Annotated in this window: 15 protein-coding genes; 2 read left to right on the top strand and 13 right to left on the bottom strand. The window is 40.0% G+C overall.

Annotated elements, in window-relative coordinates; all coding sequences use genetic code 11:
• Window positions 1–10: 10 nt before the first annotated feature.
• The 9 genes from G399_RS0111050 to G399_RS0111010 form a co-directional block, all read right to left on the bottom strand.
• Window positions 11–1,063, bottom strand: a complete 1,053-nt coding sequence (locus G399_RS0111050; RefSeq protein ID WP_006009860.1) for a metal-dependent hydrolase — start codon at window positions 1,061–1,063, stop codon at window positions 11–13.
• A gap of 270 nt (window positions 1,064–1,333) precedes the next feature.
• Window positions 1,334–1,819: a MerC domain-containing protein gene (locus G399_RS0111045; protein WP_006009866.1), complete on the bottom strand. Its 486-nt coding sequence runs from the start codon at window positions 1,817–1,819 to the stop codon at window positions 1,334–1,336.
• Window positions 1,820–1,938: 119 nt separating this feature from the next.
• Complete coding sequence (locus tag G399_RS20635) at window positions 1,939–2,853, bottom strand: divergent polysaccharide deacetylase family protein (protein ID WP_026843658.1); 915 nt, start codon at window positions 2,851–2,853, stop codon at window positions 1,939–1,941.
• Window positions 2,854–3,183: 330 nt separating this feature from the next.
• Window positions 3,184–4,293 carry a HupE/UreJ family protein gene (locus G399_RS0111035; protein ID WP_006009869.1) on the bottom strand — a complete coding sequence of 370 codons (1,110 nt, stop codon included), beginning with the start codon at window positions 4,291–4,293 and terminating at the stop codon, window positions 3,184–3,186.
• The gene (locus G399_RS0111030) at window positions 4,290–5,357 is read right to left on the bottom strand and encodes a tetratricopeptide repeat protein (protein ID WP_226988933.1); all 1,068 of its coding nucleotides are present in this window, start codon (window positions 5,355–5,357) and stop codon (window positions 4,290–4,292) included. The genes G399_RS0111035 and G399_RS0111030 overlap by 4 nt, the downstream gene beginning before the upstream one ends.
• A 92-nt stretch (window positions 5,358–5,449) precedes the next feature.
• The gene (locus G399_RS0111025) at window positions 5,450–5,986 is read right to left on the bottom strand and encodes an Ig-like domain-containing protein (RefSeq protein ID WP_006009873.1); all 537 of its coding nucleotides are present in this window, start codon (window positions 5,984–5,986) and stop codon (window positions 5,450–5,452) included.
• A 20-nt stretch (window positions 5,987–6,006) separates the two neighbouring features.
• Window positions 6,007–7,620, bottom strand: a complete 1,614-nt coding sequence (locus G399_RS0111020) for a DUF4331 domain-containing protein (protein ID WP_006009874.1) — start codon at window positions 7,618–7,620, stop codon at window positions 6,007–6,009.
• Between the two features lie 170 nt (window positions 7,621–7,790).
• Window positions 7,791–8,534, bottom strand: a complete 744-nt coding sequence (locus tag G399_RS0111015) for an anti-sigma factor (protein WP_006009875.1) — start codon at window positions 8,532–8,534, stop codon at window positions 7,791–7,793.
• The gene (locus tag G399_RS0111010; RefSeq protein ID WP_006009876.1) at window positions 8,531–9,061 is read right to left on the bottom strand and encodes a sigma-70 family RNA polymerase sigma factor; all 531 of its coding nucleotides are present in this window, start codon (window positions 9,059–9,061) and stop codon (window positions 8,531–8,533) included. Before G399_RS0111010 ends, G399_RS0111015 begins: the two co-directional genes overlap by 4 nt.
• Window positions 9,062–9,374: 313 nt before the next feature.
• On the opposite strand from G399_RS0111010, the gene G399_RS0111005 reads away from it, so the two are divergent.
• Complete coding sequence (locus G399_RS0111005; RefSeq protein ID WP_006009877.1) at window positions 9,375–10,472, top strand: tetratricopeptide repeat protein; 1,098 nt, start codon at window positions 9,375–9,377, stop codon at window positions 10,470–10,472.
• A gap of 63 nt (window positions 10,473–10,535) precedes the next feature.
• Here the strand turns inward: G399_RS0111005 and panP are convergent, their stop codons facing one another.
• Window positions 10,536–12,158 carry a pyridoxal-dependent aspartate 1-decarboxylase PanP gene (gene panP / locus G399_RS0111000; protein WP_006009878.1) on the bottom strand — a complete coding sequence of 541 codons (1,623 nt, stop codon included), beginning with the start codon at window positions 12,156–12,158 and terminating at the stop codon, window positions 10,536–10,538.
• 216 nt (window positions 12,159–12,374) lie between these two features.
• On the opposite strand from panP, the gene G399_RS0110995 reads away from it, so the two are divergent.
• Window positions 12,375–13,067: an EAL domain-containing protein gene (locus G399_RS0110995; protein ID WP_006009879.1), complete on the top strand. Its 693-nt coding sequence runs from the start codon at window positions 12,375–12,377 to the stop codon at window positions 13,065–13,067.
• Here the strand turns inward: G399_RS0110995 and G399_RS0110990 are convergent.
• Genes G399_RS0110990 through G399_RS0110980 form a run of 3 tightly spaced genes read right to left on the bottom strand, consistent with a single transcriptional unit; the run spans window position 13,037 to window position 15,439 of the window.
• Window positions 13,037–13,732, bottom strand: coding sequence for a methyltransferase domain-containing protein (locus G399_RS0110990; RefSeq protein ID WP_006009880.1), 696 nt, complete (start codon window positions 13,730–13,732; stop codon window positions 13,037–13,039). The two genes, G399_RS0110995 and G399_RS0110990, sit on opposite strands and share 31 nt — an antisense overlap.
• Window positions 13,732–14,514, bottom strand: coding sequence for an ABC transporter permease (locus G399_RS0110985; protein ID WP_006009881.1), 783 nt, complete (start codon window positions 14,512–14,514; stop codon window positions 13,732–13,734). The genes G399_RS0110990 and G399_RS0110985 overlap by 1 nt, the downstream gene beginning before the upstream one ends.
• Window positions 14,507–15,439, bottom strand: a complete 933-nt coding sequence (locus tag G399_RS0110980) for an ABC transporter ATP-binding protein (protein WP_006009882.1) — start codon at window positions 15,437–15,439, stop codon at window positions 14,507–14,509. Before G399_RS0110980 ends, G399_RS0110985 begins: the two co-directional genes overlap by 8 nt.
• Window positions 15,440–15,554: the final 115 nt, after the last annotated feature.

The following is a 15,554-nucleotide window of genomic DNA, read 5'->3' as shown; positions in this document are numbered from 1 at the left end:
AAAGTAGTTTTTAGTAACGAATTGTTTTTTCCTCGCAATCATTGGCAGCTAAAGACGAAGTCAACGAAACACTAGGGTCCCAAATCCTATCCCAAATACGGCCTACCTTACTTAAGTCTGGCCGTTCAGTTACTTTCTCAAAGTCTCCTAGCTGAATACCCGACATTGTTTTTTCGCCCACCACGAAGTTAAATACATAACTGCACTCAGCTCCCATTCGTAAGTCAGACAGAATCACTTTTTGTTCTTTTTGCCGCACTGAGTAAAATCCCCGAGTAAACCACTGCAAGCGGTTAACACCCCATTCATCTTGAATGTCATTCAATAGCTCAGGATAAGTTTGATAAGCATCCAAGGTGATATCTTTTGGAGCATCAAAAACAGAAGCATAGCCCTCATAATAATGCCCGTCAGACATAACCACGATACGCCAAAGCATGGTAGTCAACGGCGCAGGAGTGCTAATATAATGATTTGCCGGTATGCCGCGTTCGCTCAGCGAAGTTTCTAGTTTATGGTCAATAGCAACTTTAGCGATAAGGGACCAACAAATATAGATGCTACTTAACGCTAATCCTAAAAAATTCATGTGACGAGCTGTCGTGGCTTTTACCTTTGGAAATAGCGCAAAAGCGATGCCCAGCAATAAAGGCAAAGTATACATGGGGTCAATGATAAACAGATTAGAGACAGCAAATGGATATTCAGTGAGGGGCCACATTAATTGAGTGCCATACACAGTCAAACTATCAAGAATTGCATGCGTCGATAAACTTAAAAACACTAAGCAAAACCACTCTTTTTTATACTGTTGGTCGCTCGTATGCAGTTTCAGTATTAACCAAGTTATAAAGGGGCTAGCAAGAAGATGAACGAGAAGAGAGTGACTGAAGCCGCGATGATAGGTAAATGCCTCTACTTCCCCAGCATAGGGTAAAAACACATCTAAGTCGGGTAATGTGCCTAAAACAGCGCCCCAGACAGCGGCTTTACGACCAACTTTACTTCCTAGTACAGCATATCCAACGGCTGCACCCAAGGCGACTTGTGTCAAAGAATCCATGTTTTCTTAATTTGTTTTATGATCCTGCGGGTGATAGTAAATCAAGCATTCTTAAAAGCCAAAAAAATCAGCGCTATATCCAAAAAAATACATTTTACAAATAGTGGTAGTTATTAATGTACTGGTATCAAAGCTCAGCGTGGAAAGTTTCTTTTAAGTCGTGGTAGAATTTAATCTGCAAGGCGTCGTGTTTAGCACTATGCATCGCATTGTTCGCAAACTTTTTAAGTTTAGAAGGGCTTAGTGAGTCATCAGGGTAGATACTATGTACTAGTTTGCTGACCCACATTCATCTTCACAAGTTTTGCAACTACTACACAAACGCATGTTAGTCACGTGAGCGGCAACAATGAGGAAAGCACCAATCGCAATAGTAAAGGGTTCATATTCGTGACCAAATATATCCTTATTCCAGTATATTAACCCCCCAAGTGCAAGTGAATATAAAGGATAAAGTTGACGATGATATTTGTGAAAACCGACAAACAAGGCGGCAAAGCCGACCAAAATTGAGAATGTTAGTATCATACGCTCAAACCATACTTCAGCAAAAACACTGCTGGCAACTAAGGGCGCAAGGGGCAGCAAAATTGGTAAAAGTAAACAATGTACGGCACAAATGCTAGACGTCCAAATGCCCATGCGATCTAAAACTACATTTTGCGTTTTAGCCGCGACAGCAGGTTGCACGGATATAAGTGCTCCAATTTCTGCTTCTAGTACTTCTGGTTTAAGGTCAGCTACTTTGCTGTTCATTTACTCTTCTCAAAAAAGCCGGAACTTGTCGGCACGTGCCTATGCATCGTTATAATATAACATCTAATTTGAGAAGTGTAAAAGTATTAAAACGATACGAGTGTATTTACCCTAGGAGCTTATTCTGGTGCAATGTCAGTTGTCGGTAACATTGTTTCTTTTGCGAGTCTTGGCTGTTCAAAGCTATCGATACTCTCGCGGCTACCTTTGGACAGATATTCACTCACCGTAATGAGCTCAATATCATCAGGTAAATGAGCCAACTTTCGTTGTAAAAATAAGATACTGACTTTATATGGATGGGCTATACCAATCACCGACCCATCGCGTCTGGCTTTTCGAATAAGCTGGTCAAATTGCTTTTCAAGGAATGCTTCATTTGCATGGTGGTCAAGGAATACATGTCGCTGAGCACTAGCCACACCATGCTGCTGAGCGATTATATGTGCTTTAGTAAACTTGGTCGTTCGGCTATCAATGAAGTATAAGTTATGTTTATAAAGAACATCCATAACTGCATTCATCTGCAAGGTAATTTGCGTTAATTTACTGCCCATATGATTATTCACGCCGATGGCATGAGGTACTGACTCTAAGGCTGACAATAAGTTATTTTCGACTTCTTCAGGATACATACTAGCGAGTAAAGCACCATCGCCGAGTGCGTCGCCATGCAATGACTCCATCGGCATATGCAGCATAACTTCTCTCCCTTGATGATAGGAATAGCTTGAAAATTGCGTCGAAAAAGGTGCGTGCGGTAATATCGAAAAGGTGACTTTTTCAGGGAGAGAAAAAGCATCGGCATCGGCCCGTTTGTTTCCGATATCGTCAATAATGATGGCAATCTGAGCCTTTTTTTGCTTATAGCTTGAATATTGTTTGGCTTGTTGAGAACTCACTAATTTCACTTTCGCTGATTTCGCTGCCACCGAGTTGATTTTAGTTTGGCTATCTTTAGTCAATAGCTGAGTTGCATCCACAAGTAAACTAACGCAAACCAATAGCATGACTATGGTTATTTTTTTTAGCACACTTCTTCTTCTTCACTTATCATCACCAACTACTTATTCGGTAACACAAGTTGATTACTATTATTAGTCGATAATAGGATATCAATGCTCTGCAATAATTGCACACAAAATGAAGGCCAAAAATGGATTTAGTTTGACAAGTTTAATTTACCACCCAAAATACTGAACAAACCATTGTAAAGATTGCGTTTAATTTTTTTATGACGCCGCTTTCCTTTATTAATTATCGATTGAAATGTCTATTCAAAAACAAAAAATTGCCAACATGCTGACTACGTTAACTATCGAAACGCAATTTTGAGAGTTTTGACATTCACGAAGTGGAGACTTCTACCACCGTTCCAGTATCCAGTATATAGCGAGTCCTCCGACCAAAAGGGACAGCAATTGCATACCATACCATTTGTAATAATTGCTTTTTCTTAACCATAACAAAATAGGCAAGAAAATGATTAAAAGACCCAACTGCCCTATTTCCACACCTAAATTAAAACCTAGTACACTTAATAATTGATGCTCTTTGGTAAAACCAAACTCGGACAATGCCCCCGCAAAACCCATACCGTGGATTAGACCAAAAATGAACGTAATGAAGCCCAAGTTTTTAATCATCGGGAATAAATTATTGATAACGTTAAATAATATTGACGCAGCTATAGCGACTTCAATCCAAGACCCCATAACTGGAATAAGACCAAGTGCCGTGCCTGATAAGGTGATTGAATGTGCAATGGTAAATGCAGTAATAATCACCAGTATTTTTCTAATAATGATTTTTTTAGACTCTATGTTCTTCCACTCATTTAGGTGACGATAGAGACATAAAGTTAATAATAGGGTGAATAAAAATAGGATGTGATCAAGACCAATAAGAATATGAAATATACCTTGGTAAATAAACGCCCCAAATGTAGCCCATGATGAGTTCTCATTTAAACTAATATCTATCGAATTTCGACTGTTCTTATCGTCTACTATAAAAACATGTTGCTGTGAGTCGACAAGCAAACTGAAAATAGCTTTGTGATTAGCAGCTGCATCAAAAAGTAGTGAATACACAAAACTTAACTTACTCATTTTTGGACATTGTGAAGAAAAAGGTACAACTAGATAAGTAACACCATTCAGCTCTTGTAGCTCAAGCGGGCTATTCAAGTTGAGCATACATTGATCGGTGCCAGCGAAAAAACGTAAACCATTAGAAATATAGGTCTGGATGATGGCTTTACTCACTTCAAGTTCCCCCCAAGTTAATTCACCGTTGGCGTCGATATCAAGTGTAAGCACTTCTTTTAAGTCTAAAACATCAAGTTTTACCTGCCCGTTTAAACTTCCATCTTCGCTAAGTTTAGCCGCGATAAAAGTTGTGCTTAGTTCATGCGCGACTAAATTATTCACGAACAACAAAGAGAATATAAAAAAAATAGTACGAATAATCATTTATCGTCGCCCATGAACTGTTTATCTGCAGGAGGTATTTGCAAAGCATCTTGAGTCATTTTTAATAAATTCTTATCGTCTAATAATTTCGCTTGATCCCAATTAATCAGAGCCCAAGAGTGTGCTTTTTCATATTTACGTTCAATAAAGTAGTAATAAAGGGCAATGTCGAAAGCATGTTCTGTGTCATTTCTAGATTCTCTCAAATCAATTCTTGCACGCACCTTTTCTAGCCACACACTTCTTAGCGGAACTAATCGCTGTTCTGCTAAAGCAAGTCTTAAAATAAGAGCATCGTCCTGATTCTGTGAACTTTTAACAAGACTTTTAAGACGATTCATTACCCGCTCTGGATCCTCTAATTCGAGTTGAATATCAGACCAAAGGACCCAAAAACTGACCGGCACTTTTTTGTCGATATAAGGTGCGAGTATTTGCTGTGCGCGCTTAAGTTCGCCATTCGCTCTGGCAAGGCTAGCGAGAGTCTCTGCTGACCATATGGCTAGGCCTTCATTACTTTCAGCGCTTAAATCATTGTTTTTCAAAAATGTAGATAGTTGTTCCAGACTTGATTTTAAATAACCCTCTTGGGCTCTTACATTGAGTACACAAGTAGCGACGAAAGCTTGCGGAGCGATTGAGATGAGACGAATACACATCTTTTCAGCGAGTTGATGCTCTCCTAAAACAGAATACATATTGGACAGTAATAACAACGCATTAGGATTCTTAGCTTGTGTTTTCAAAAAAGTAAGGAGCAGTTCTTTACTCTCTTCAAATCGATGATAATGCTGATTTATGACGGCCTCATAGTATAATCGGTCCAGCACTAAGAGATCTTCAGTGGAGGATTGTTTAAGTAGGCTTGCGGCAATTGAATAATTTGCGCTATTGCCAGGATAAGAAGCGTTATTGAGTAGATTTTGTATTTGATTACTTACATTTAAACCTGATGTTTGTACTGGCCATTTAGCCACCACAAATTCAGATGAATGAGGCACGAAAGGCTCTGATGAGAAGGCTCTGTTAGAACAGACGAGAAGGAGTAACAAAAGTAAAATCATGCGTTTCACGAGAAGGGGTACTCCTAGTAATAAATTTAGAAATAAATAGTGGGATCAATAGAATTAGAAATGCCATCCTTGGCAAAATCCATTTAGTTACCGTCTAACAAATCCTGATAATCACTTTGATCATTTGAATCTTGAGCCAGCTCTCTGCCATTTAGCGACAATGGTTTATCACTCTGTGGTGCAGTAAATGCCTGACGACTATAGTTAAAGAATGATAACTGCAACACTTCGATAGTGATGTTAACTGTTGCAGATGCCTCTAAGCCACCAACATCGGTCACTACGTATGTAAACGCATCAGATCCCGTCACTTCATTGAATGGCTGGTACGTGAACATACCATCCTCATCAATCGTCAAACTGCCAGACTGAGGCTCTGAAGAGAGCTCAAAGGTAAGTGCTTGCCCTTCAGGATCTGAGCCCGATAACTGGTCCGTGATAGCAACTTCAGTTTGCGTAGTTAACTCGACAGACGTTGCGATAGGGGCTTCGTTAACTGGGGCGGGAGCTACTGCAACGTCAGTTGCCGCTTTATCATTATCACTATCGAAGCAGCCAGATAAACTTATAACACCAGCCATCGCTATCGCCACTTTGATTACAGACTTTTTAATTTTCATAATTGTCTCCTTAACTGTTATTACTTAGAACCGGCAATTGGAGTAGCTAAGTACGGGAAAGCTGTCATCATCATACTAGCGTCGCTTGGCGCTCCGTCAGTAAAGGCTTGATTTCCAACACTCGCGTCACTCTCTTCACAAAGACCTAAGTTTTGTGGTTCGCCATTGATAGGAATTGGGTAGCACAGTGCGCCCATAACTACGCGTAATGCGATATCCACTACATCATCACCCGGACGACGACCATTTGGGAAACCAGCAAGATCATTGCCAGCGATGCCAAATGGGCTCTGCTCAGTAGCTGGTCTCGCAGCAATACCGGTATTCAAACGTAGCATTTCAGATGCCGTAACCGTAGACATTTGATTCACACCAGGAAAACCAGTTAAGAATGCAGTTACCAAATCGACTCTAGGGAAGTTAGTTGGAGCAAGTGTTTCAAATCCAGCGCCAGTGCGCGCATTGACCGCGTCTAAGAACAAAATATTCAACAACTCAGGTAAAGAAGGGTTAGTTACATAATCAGCAAATTGACCATCATCTTTTGGATGTGATGAAGAGAATGCATCTTTATCTTTTAAACCAATAACTAGTTCGTTAACTAATGGTGAACCCAGTCTAGATACTTGTGTTAGTGCACCACCACTCTTTGCCGGCTTATCGAAAGTAGCGTTTGGATTAAGAATCCTTACTTGCGGTAAACTTGCCGTAGTCCAACCACCGACAACGCCGTTTCCTTCCCCAGTTATACAGCTTTTAGGTATTTCAATTGCGATACTTGTCACATTTTTATCTATCAAGTCATCGTTAGTCGAATCTTGAGTAATACCATCTGGAAAACCATTACCATCCCCATTTCCTCGGACACTATCGCCTTCAACAGGAACGTAGTTTACTAAATCAAAGGTTTCTCCTAAGTTAACCACGAATGCGTCTTTACGTTGGCCGACAAAAACTTTTGCTTCAGTAGAGCAACCTGGTATTTGCATGTTATAGATGTAAGCGCCTGCGTAGGCAGAATAACCGGCCTCATCTGTAAATGTTTTATTACCGATATAATCTAATGGCTTTTCAAATGTAGATTGGCTGCCATAATCACTTTGAACACTTGCAACACTTGCACCACTTGTTCTGGTTATTGCCGTTCTTGTTCCGTTTCTCATTGAGCCTTCAATCAAAGACACCTCGTAAGTTTCAGAGAAATTTGCTGCGCCGTCGTTACCTGCAGAAATTCCGCCAACATTCACTAAAGGTACAGCGATGGACTTCTTATCGCCTTCAGCGCCTATATCTAATGCAATACCAGGACTAGACTTAGTAAAATTAAAAGCAAAAGTAAGGTCCTCATTTGCATCGCCATCATTATCAATGTGAATGCTATATGTAGCATCTTGATCCATTGCAAAATAATTTGGACCTCCGTATGCATCTTGAAGAGGAATATAGTTAGCAATTATGGTGACAAAATCGCCACGACCTTCTTCATAACTATTAAACATATAGAAATCTGTTGAATCTACTGTTGGTGTTTTAGTAATGTTTGGCGCTTCACGGTGACTTGATGCGTTTGCTGCACCAGCTGTTAGCACTGCAGTTATAGCAAGTGCTATTTTAGTATTTCGTGTGTTTATCATTATAATTTCCTTTATTGGTATGAATTAGGTATTCAGGAAACCAAACGCATGAGGGTCTGTATTGGATGCAAAAGAATTTTTTTTATTAAACAATTTTTAAAGGGGGATTGAAATCGACTCTTGGGATGGTTGGAGCAGCAATAAATGCTGCTCCATGCGTGTATCTTTACTTACATTAACGCAAGTTCAACAGCATAAAGAACATCTGTCGGGGCTCCATTAGGTGAACCTCCTTTTGGTTCTTTACTTACCGCTAGTGCCGCAATATCAATATTATCAAACTCAACCGGCTTCGATAAATAGAACTCACCGGATTGCTGCATTACACCAATTGAAATAGGAGCGGCACCTGAAGCAGGAACTATCCAAAGTTGATAATCATTATTTGGCAGGTTTGGTACAAAAGAAGTCACTTTGACTCTTATATCGTTGGCCAAAACATCGATAGACCACAATATTTGCGCGTCTTCATTGCTTATTACTGCAAGGCTCTGAACTTGCTGCGTAGTATCAACCTTGATATTTTTTGAGACCAAAACTGCAAGAATTAGTGCCGCTGCTGTGGCCAGCCCAGACCACCATTTCCAGACAATATGTTTATCTTTTTGAGTCGATTTATGTTGCTTAAATTGTCTGACACTGCCTGTATTCACGGGGACATCACTACCACTAGTTTCGGCGCCAACAAACCCTAATCGTTGTCGTATATTTTGTAAGACATACTCTCTTGGCTCAATTGGCTGAAGATGCAAAGCCATTTCATTTAAATGTGATTCCCAATACTTAATTTCTTTGACTACATTTTCATTTTCAAATTTTAACGCTTCAAATCTTTCTCTGGCTTTGCCCCTCAATGTGCCAAGCACATATTCGGCTGCCAACGCAGATATTAATTGTGGGTTGTCGTAATTCATATACCTAAACACCTCTGTAAACTGGTTAATCCACGTCTAATCCAACTTTTGATAGTGCCTAAAGGATGATCCAAGTGTTCCACCACTTCGGAATGCGATAAGCCATTGAAATAGGCCAGATGAATTGCCTGCCTTTGCTGTTGGTCAAGTTCTTTCATACAACCTTCAATTTTAATATCATATCCAGATTCAGTCGTTTCTGTTGCGTCTAACTCGCTCAATATGTCCTCGGATAAATCGTCTTCTTTTTTAACCTTTTGGCTTCGCAACATATCTAAAGCACGGTAACGAATGATGCTCACCATCCAAGTTAGTACTGTACCCTGACCTTCTTTATAGTAATCAGCTTTATACCAAATACTAACGTAGGCCTCTTGCAAAGCTTCTTCGGCGCTATCTCTATTTTTTAACATTTTAAGTGCAACAGCGAAAAGTTGCCCACTGGTAATACTGTATAGTTGGTTAAAAGCGGGCTGGTTGCCTGCAGCAACTTTCTTCAGCAAAAAAAATAGTTCTTCGTGTTCCATAACAATCCTCTATTTCACTTAATTAACCAAACGAGCAACTCAGCAGGGTGGATGCAAAAAATGAATTGTAAACTATAAATAATTTTATGCTCAAAAAAAGCAGTCTTTATTCACCCTAAAAAGCACCGTTTATGCAGTTTTTTTTTAGCTAGCCGAAAATGAACTGCGACAGAAATCAAATAAAACGCCAAACTACACTAAATCTCGACAATAGCCACATTCAGTTGATGTTCACGTACAACGCTCTAAGCTAGGAGCATAAAAACAGAATGCTCATATGGCCAAAAATGGCTTACATTTAAAAGGAATTACTATGTCTCTATTACCCTATAATATATTACCGGCAGGCATATTCTTGATACTATTCAGCGTAAGCCTGAGTGCAAGTCTATCGTCATTTTCAGTATTTGCAGCAACTCAAAAATCATTACCCCTAGATGCTAATTCCATTGTACTAAAAGCAAAAGCATTGAATGCTCAAGGTAAGTACAAGGATGCATTTACTCTATTAAAAGCCGCTCCTAAAAACCCTGCTAGTTACGCCGCAATAATTTCAAACTTAGCAAACATCGATATGGATGACGCTGAAGAAGCCGCTAATGAGGCGGTAAGCGCTTTTCCAAAAAGCGCAAAACTGCATTATTTACGCGGTGTTATTATGGGAAACCAAGCACAACGCTCAATTTTTAGTGCCTTAGGCTACGCCGAAAAATCGTTAAATAGTTTTGTAAAAGCAACTGAACTTGAGCCAACAATGGTTAAATATCGCAAAGCATTGATGAGTTTCTATCTTGCTGCGCCGTCAATTGCGGGAGGCGATGAAGAGCTTGCTTTGGTGCAATTGAAAGCAATTCAAAAAGCAGATGCGCTAGAAGGAGTGTCGTCACAAGTTGCGTTTTACCAAATGACCAACAAACCCGAAAAAGCCACTCAAGCATTGCAAAAAGCCATAACTGACTTTCCATATGAGATTAACTTTGTGTTTAGATTAGCTACTTACTATGCACAGCAGGAAGATTACAAGCAAGCCTTACCTCTATTCCAGCAAGCTGCTGAGATGCCTAAACCAGAGTTCGCAATAGACCCTATAACAGGCGAAACACAAAACAGTTACATTCGAAATATGAGTGCAAAATTAAATGCACTTTATCAAGTGGGTCGCACGGCAGTGGTAACCAACGAAAATACTGAAGAGGGGCTCGCTGCAATGGATAAGCTACAAGCCGCTGTTGAAAGTAGTAAACTTGATACCAATAACCTGCCTAACATGGAGTGGGCAAAAGCAAGAATTGTGGAGTTATATATACAATCAGGTGATAAAAAGGCGGCATCAGATTTATTGATGAGTGTATTGGTAACAGACAATAAAAACTTAAAAAAGCAAGTCCACAAGTTGAAGAAGCAATTGTAGATCATACAATAAGGAGTGATAAAGACGCAGTAGCTTTGCATTTTCACAATGAAAAATACAAAGCTAGGCTATTTTCGATGTTGGGTTTACGGAAAGTTCATTCCAAATTCTGTTATTATTCGCAATCGTTAATTGCTCTTGAAGAATGTCAGACAAATGTTCCTTGGTAGTTAAAGGATTAGCTAAAACCACACGAAATACAGTAATGGCCTCACCATTGTATTTCTCAATTTCAATCCGTGTTCTGGATACAAACGACTTCCCCGCTTCACGTTGTTGCTTTTGTACCGACACCGTTAAACTATTCAATCTGTTATTGATATTGGTAATATCCGATGCCGGCATGCCTGCCAACTGAGATAACGAAAAAGGCCTAAGTCGATAGGTAAGTAAAGATAAAGTGGGTTGCGTGGTTAGCTCAAATTCAGGATGAACGTTTATCATCTCGGCAAATTCAAACGCTAGCTCAATACTTTTGTTAATAAGAAGCTCATAGCCTCGACGACCCAAAATGTGTAATGAAGAATACACCATCATGGCCATACCATTACGCGAACCTTCAAGCGTGGTTGCGCCTAAGTCTTTAGAACCCTCACGCAACACATATTGCGCATGATGACGCACTGCATTACTATGCTTTGGGTCTTTGAATAAGGCCATACCTGCGCCCATTGGCACATACATTTGCTTGTGCGCATCGATACTAACAGAGTCGGCTCGTTCAATGCCCGCCAATTTGCTGCGATAACGCTCTGAAAACAACGTTGCACCGCCCCAAGCGGCATCAACGTGAAACCAGCAATTCAATTCTTTTGCTACATCAGCAAGTTCATCTAATGGATCAACATGCCCGGTTTCAGTCGTGCCTGCTATCCCAATAATGGCAAGTAATTTGTTGCCCGACTCTTGATAAGCCTTACCTAGCTTTAGTGCCTGTTGTGGATCAAGCTTTTGCGTTGGGCTTTGCACCGTAAGCATATTGTCGCGACCAATACCCAATACATCTACTGTTTTAGACAATGAATAATGTCCTCGATTAGATGACATCACCCCAATATTCTCGTAACCGTAATGACGGTAAGCGGCGGCAAGACCTGCTTTTGCGACACCCGGAAACTTTCCATCGGCACCCAATAATTGGTTTCTAGCAATCCACAGCGCTGTTATGTTTGCGACCGTGCCACCCGAACAAAAGGATCCCAATGCATGATCTGCACTGTGCAGATAATCTTCATAAAATTTATCATCTTGCTGATAAATCAAATTATGCATCATGCCAAGGGTCTGTCGTTCGAGTGGTGTAAACGCCTTTGAGGTTTCAATTTTGACCAGATTTTGATTCAAGCCAACCAATAATTTGGCTAAGGTTAAATGAAAGTAAGGCAGAGCCGACGTCATGTGGCCTATAAACGTGGGAGAATAGGTATTAACTGAATGAGCCACCAATTTATTAAGTAATGATTCTGCGTGCTCAGAAACAAATTCAGGACTATCAGGCACAGATGCACTCGAGAAATCTTTTTCAATCTCTTCTAAAGAGGTCTTTTTTGTGACCACATGCTGAGAAAGGAAGTCTGAAATATTGTCAGATAAATGCCTTTCAATCTTGGCTAACGTTGAATCACTATGCTCAGGTTTAGTAAAAACTCTAAATAAATGCTCTAAGCTAACTTCTGCTTTTGCCAATTTGTAACCTTAGGTGAAAACTTTCAGGATTTAATTTTACCCCACTTCCACATCAATACCAAGATACTGAATGTGACAATTATCGACAAAACACATTAAATTAATGTAAATATAGGAGAATTTATTGAAAACACTCAAGATTTTGCGGTTAGAACTGATATATATTGAACAGACAATTAAGTTTGAACCTTCGCAAAATTAGGACAAGGTATTTAAATGGGTCACTCACAGCTCGAAACAGAATTCAAAATGGAGCGCGTTGTTCCCTACTTTCAGCCAATAATGAATTTGCAAAGCAACCGAGTGTGGCGATATGAGTGCTTGGCCAGATTATTGGGTGACAATGAACATATTTTTTTACCTAGTGAGTTTTTGACCATTGTTGAACAAAAGAATTGGAATACCGAATTAACACATCATATGTATGAACAAAGTCGCCGCTATTGCGTTCACCGCAATATGCCGTGGAGTATCAACCTGAGCGAAAAAGATTTAAATGACGAGTCTTTAGTGACTTGGTTGATACGCTCTCATGAAAACACATTGACGACTCTATTTGGCATTGAAATTTCCCATTCAACCTTGAAAAAGCACTTTGCAGTAATTGCTCATTTGAATGAAAACTGCCCAAATTTGACTATCATCATAGACGATGTGTCAACGTCCTGTGCTATTTTGACGCAAGCACTAAAGTTGAAAATTCAAGCTATTAAGCTTTCAGGAACAATGATAAATAGCCCCCACGTAGATAAAAAAGTACTGACTGAACTTGTCGAGTTATGCAAAATCGATAACACAAAACTGGTTGCTGAACACATTGAAGACAAAACAACGCTTGAGTTAGTCACTTCACTGGGGATTGATTATGGACAAGGCTTTTATCTGTCTTCGCCCTCAGCAAGCGTATGAAGCTGCCAACATGGTTGGCCTGATTCAGTATATTTTCGTTCGAACGGCGTAATTGGAGCACCGTTAATGGGATAAATTCGGCTTTTTACGCCATTAATATTCAGTACTTGCTGAAATTCTTCAAGATAAGTGAGCCAATTGCTTCTAACTTCAATATTGGTTGAACAACCAAGCAGAGCGATGAATGCGGGACTCGCATGCCAACGCTTTTGAACCTGAGCTTTTTTAGGGTAAGGATTGGGATAAAACAGGCATTGTTTACTTATATTCCATTTCGCTGTTTTCAGATATTCCGCCATTAACCGCCAGAAATCATTCAGGTCAGCTTGAAATACCCTGGCATTATCACTGCTATTATGATTTTTTTGGCGTTTGTAATGTGTGTATTTATTTAGGCGCACCGCCGACTTGTCAATACCAATAACCTTAGCATACGGATGTTGTTGAGCGAGTACGATACTACTCTCGCCCACACCACAACAAGCATCAATGATAACGTCACCCTGCCAATTACCTAGCCACTCAATGACCGCCTCGAAGGTTTGTTGAGTATGTTCAGCGATCGGCTTTTTAAATTCAGAGTGTCGATACTTATTTACAATATCAGCAAGGTCTTTGTGGATGCCAAGCTGATCCGTTGTAATTTCTCTTGGACTCGATTCCATTAAGTGCGAATACCAGTGCCGGTAGAGAGTAGACGGTAAGCAACAGCAAACAAAAGCACATTTAGGCCAACCAACATACTAAGCGCTAATATAATATTAACATCAGCGCTACCTAAAAAACCGTAACGAAATGCATTCACCATATGATAAATCGGGTTGATTTGAATTACACCCTGCCAAAAGTCATTAAATACTTTTTCTAGCATCGATGCTGAATAAAATACACCCCCGAGATAAGTGAGAGGAGTTAACACAAAGGTAGGAATAATACTGATATCGTCAAAGCTTTTGGCGTAGATACCGTTGATTAAACCTGCTGTAGCGAACAAGATAGAGGTGAGTAAAGTAGTCACGATAATTACTGCATAATGCGCTATTTTTATGTCAACAAAAAACATTGATACAAAAATAACAACCACGCCTATAATAGAAGCTCTCGCAACGCCACCGCCTACGAAGCCCATAATAACAACCCATGTTGGTACTGGAGCGACGAGTATTTCCTCAACATTACGCTGAAATTTTGCACTGAAAAATGAAGACGACACATTCGAATATGAGCTCGTTATTACTGCCATCATAATTAATCCGGGAACAATGAATTCCATGTAACTAGAGCCGTCAATTGGACCTATTCTGTCCCCCATAAGCTTGCCAAAAATCACAAAATAAAGCGACATTGTGATAGCAGGCGGTACTAACGTTTGTACCCAAATGCGTAAAAATCTAGTGCACTCTTTAATCCAAATGGTATAGAGCGCCGTCATATTACGATTACTCATTGGTAGTTCCTTTTGCTTGATTTGCTTCGACTAGGCGCACAAATAACTCCTCTAGTCGATTCGACTTATTGCGCATACTCATCACTTGGATATTTCGTTTTGATAGCTCCTCAAAGACCGGATTTAAGCCTCCTTTTTTGAGTACATCGACTTCTAAGGTTTGGTCATCATTAGCTCGTGTCTCAAAACCCTCAATACTTATTTTATTTGCACCCGATGCAATATCGAACACATAGGTTTCAACGTTTAAGGTGGCCAATAGGGCTTTCATGCTGGTATTTTTAACAATTTGCCCTTCATCAATGATGGCAATATTTCGACATAACATTTCTGCCTCTTCCAGATAGTGCGTGGTCAAAATAATGGTAATGCCCTCCTCATTGATTTTCTTGAGGAAGGTCCACATTGAACGACGTACTTCAATATCAACACCGGCAGTAGGTTCATCAAGTATTAGCATACGAGGTTCATGCATTAACGCACGAGCAATCATTAAACGGCGTTTCATGCCACCTGATAGCTCTCTACCTGCAGAATTCCGTTTGTCCCACAGGTCTAATTGCTTGAGATACTTTTCAGCACGCTCTTTTGCAATTGAACGAGGAACACCATAATAACCGGCTTGATTGACCACAATTTGGAATAGAGTTTCGAATTGATTAAAATTAAATTCTTGAGGCACTAGGCCAATGCAGCTTTTAGCATTAACAATATCAGTCGCTAGATCGTGCCCGAATACTTTCACACTGCCACTAGATTTATTAACTAGAGAGCTAATAATCCCAATGGCCGTGGACTTACCGGCACCATTGGGTCCTAGCAAGGCGAAAAAATCACCTTCTTCAACCGTTAAATCAACCCCTTTTAGAGCCTGCACTCCACCTTTGTAGGTTTTCGCCAAGCCCTTTATATCTAATGCTTTCATTATGCCCCTCAAGCCATTTTCACTTTTGTGAATATAGTGATTTTGCGTGTACCGCAAAAAGTGGCGGTATTATGCCAAAATTCAAGCCAAAAAGTTACACCTTAACGAAATAAGA

Origin of the sequence: Brumicola pallidula DSM 14239 = ACAM 615 (assembly GCF_000428905.1) — a bacterium.
GTDB classification, from domain to species: domain Bacteria; phylum Pseudomonadota; class Gammaproteobacteria; order Enterobacterales; family Alteromonadaceae; genus Glaciecola; species Glaciecola pallidula.
The sequence above is the reverse complement of the archived record's forward strand: the minus strand, read 5'-3'. Positions and strand labels throughout refer to the sequence as shown.

Excerpts from the sequence above, each read along its gene's own strand:
- G399_RS0110985 (WP_006009881.1), bottom strand. The coding sequence starts at position 14,514 with ATGAGTAATCGTAATATGACGGCGCTCTATACCATTTGGATTAAAGAG.
- G399_RS0111020 (WP_006009874.1), bottom strand. The coding sequence starts at position 7,620 with ATGATAAACACACGAAATACTAAAATAGCACTTGCTATAACTGCAGTG.
- G399_RS0110980 (WP_006009882.1), bottom strand. The coding sequence starts at position 15,439 with ATGAAAGCATTAGATATAAAGGGCTTGGCGAAAACCTACAAAGGTGGA.
- G399_RS0111035 (WP_006009869.1), bottom strand. The coding sequence starts at position 4,293 with ATGATTATTCGTACTATTTTTTTTATATTCTCTTTGTTGTTCGTGAAT.
- G399_RS0111050 (WP_006009860.1), bottom strand. The coding sequence starts at position 1,063 with ATGGATTCTTTGACACAAGTCGCCTTGGGTGCAGCCGTTGGATATGCT.
- G399_RS0111015 (WP_006009875.1), bottom strand. The coding sequence starts at position 8,534 with ATGAATTACGACAACCCACAATTAATATCTGCGTTGGCAGCCGAATAT.
- G399_RS0111045 (WP_006009866.1), bottom strand. The coding sequence starts at position 1,819 with ATGAACAGCAAAGTAGCTGACCTTAAACCAGAAGTACTAGAAGCAGAA.
- G399_RS0111025 (WP_006009873.1), bottom strand. The coding sequence starts at position 5,986 with ATGAAAATTAAAAAGTCTGTAATCAAAGTGGCGATAGCGATGGCTGGT.
- G399_RS0111010 (WP_006009876.1), bottom strand. The coding sequence starts at position 9,061 with ATGGAACACGAAGAACTATTTTTTTTGCTGAAGAAAGTTGCTGCAGGC.
- G399_RS0110990 (WP_006009880.1), bottom strand. The coding sequence starts at position 13,732 with ATGGAATCGAGTCCAAGAGAAATTACAACGGATCAGCTTGGCATCCAC.
- G399_RS0110995 (WP_006009879.1), top strand. The coding sequence starts at position 12,375 with ATGGGTCACTCACAGCTCGAAACAGAATTCAAAATGGAGCGCGTTGTT.
- G399_RS0111030 (WP_226988933.1), bottom strand. The coding sequence starts at position 5,357 with ATGATTTTACTTTTGTTACTCCTTCTCGTCTGTTCTAACAGAGCCTTC.
- G399_RS0111005 (WP_006009877.1), top strand. The coding sequence starts at position 9,375 with ATGTCTCTATTACCCTATAATATATTACCGGCAGGCATATTCTTGATA.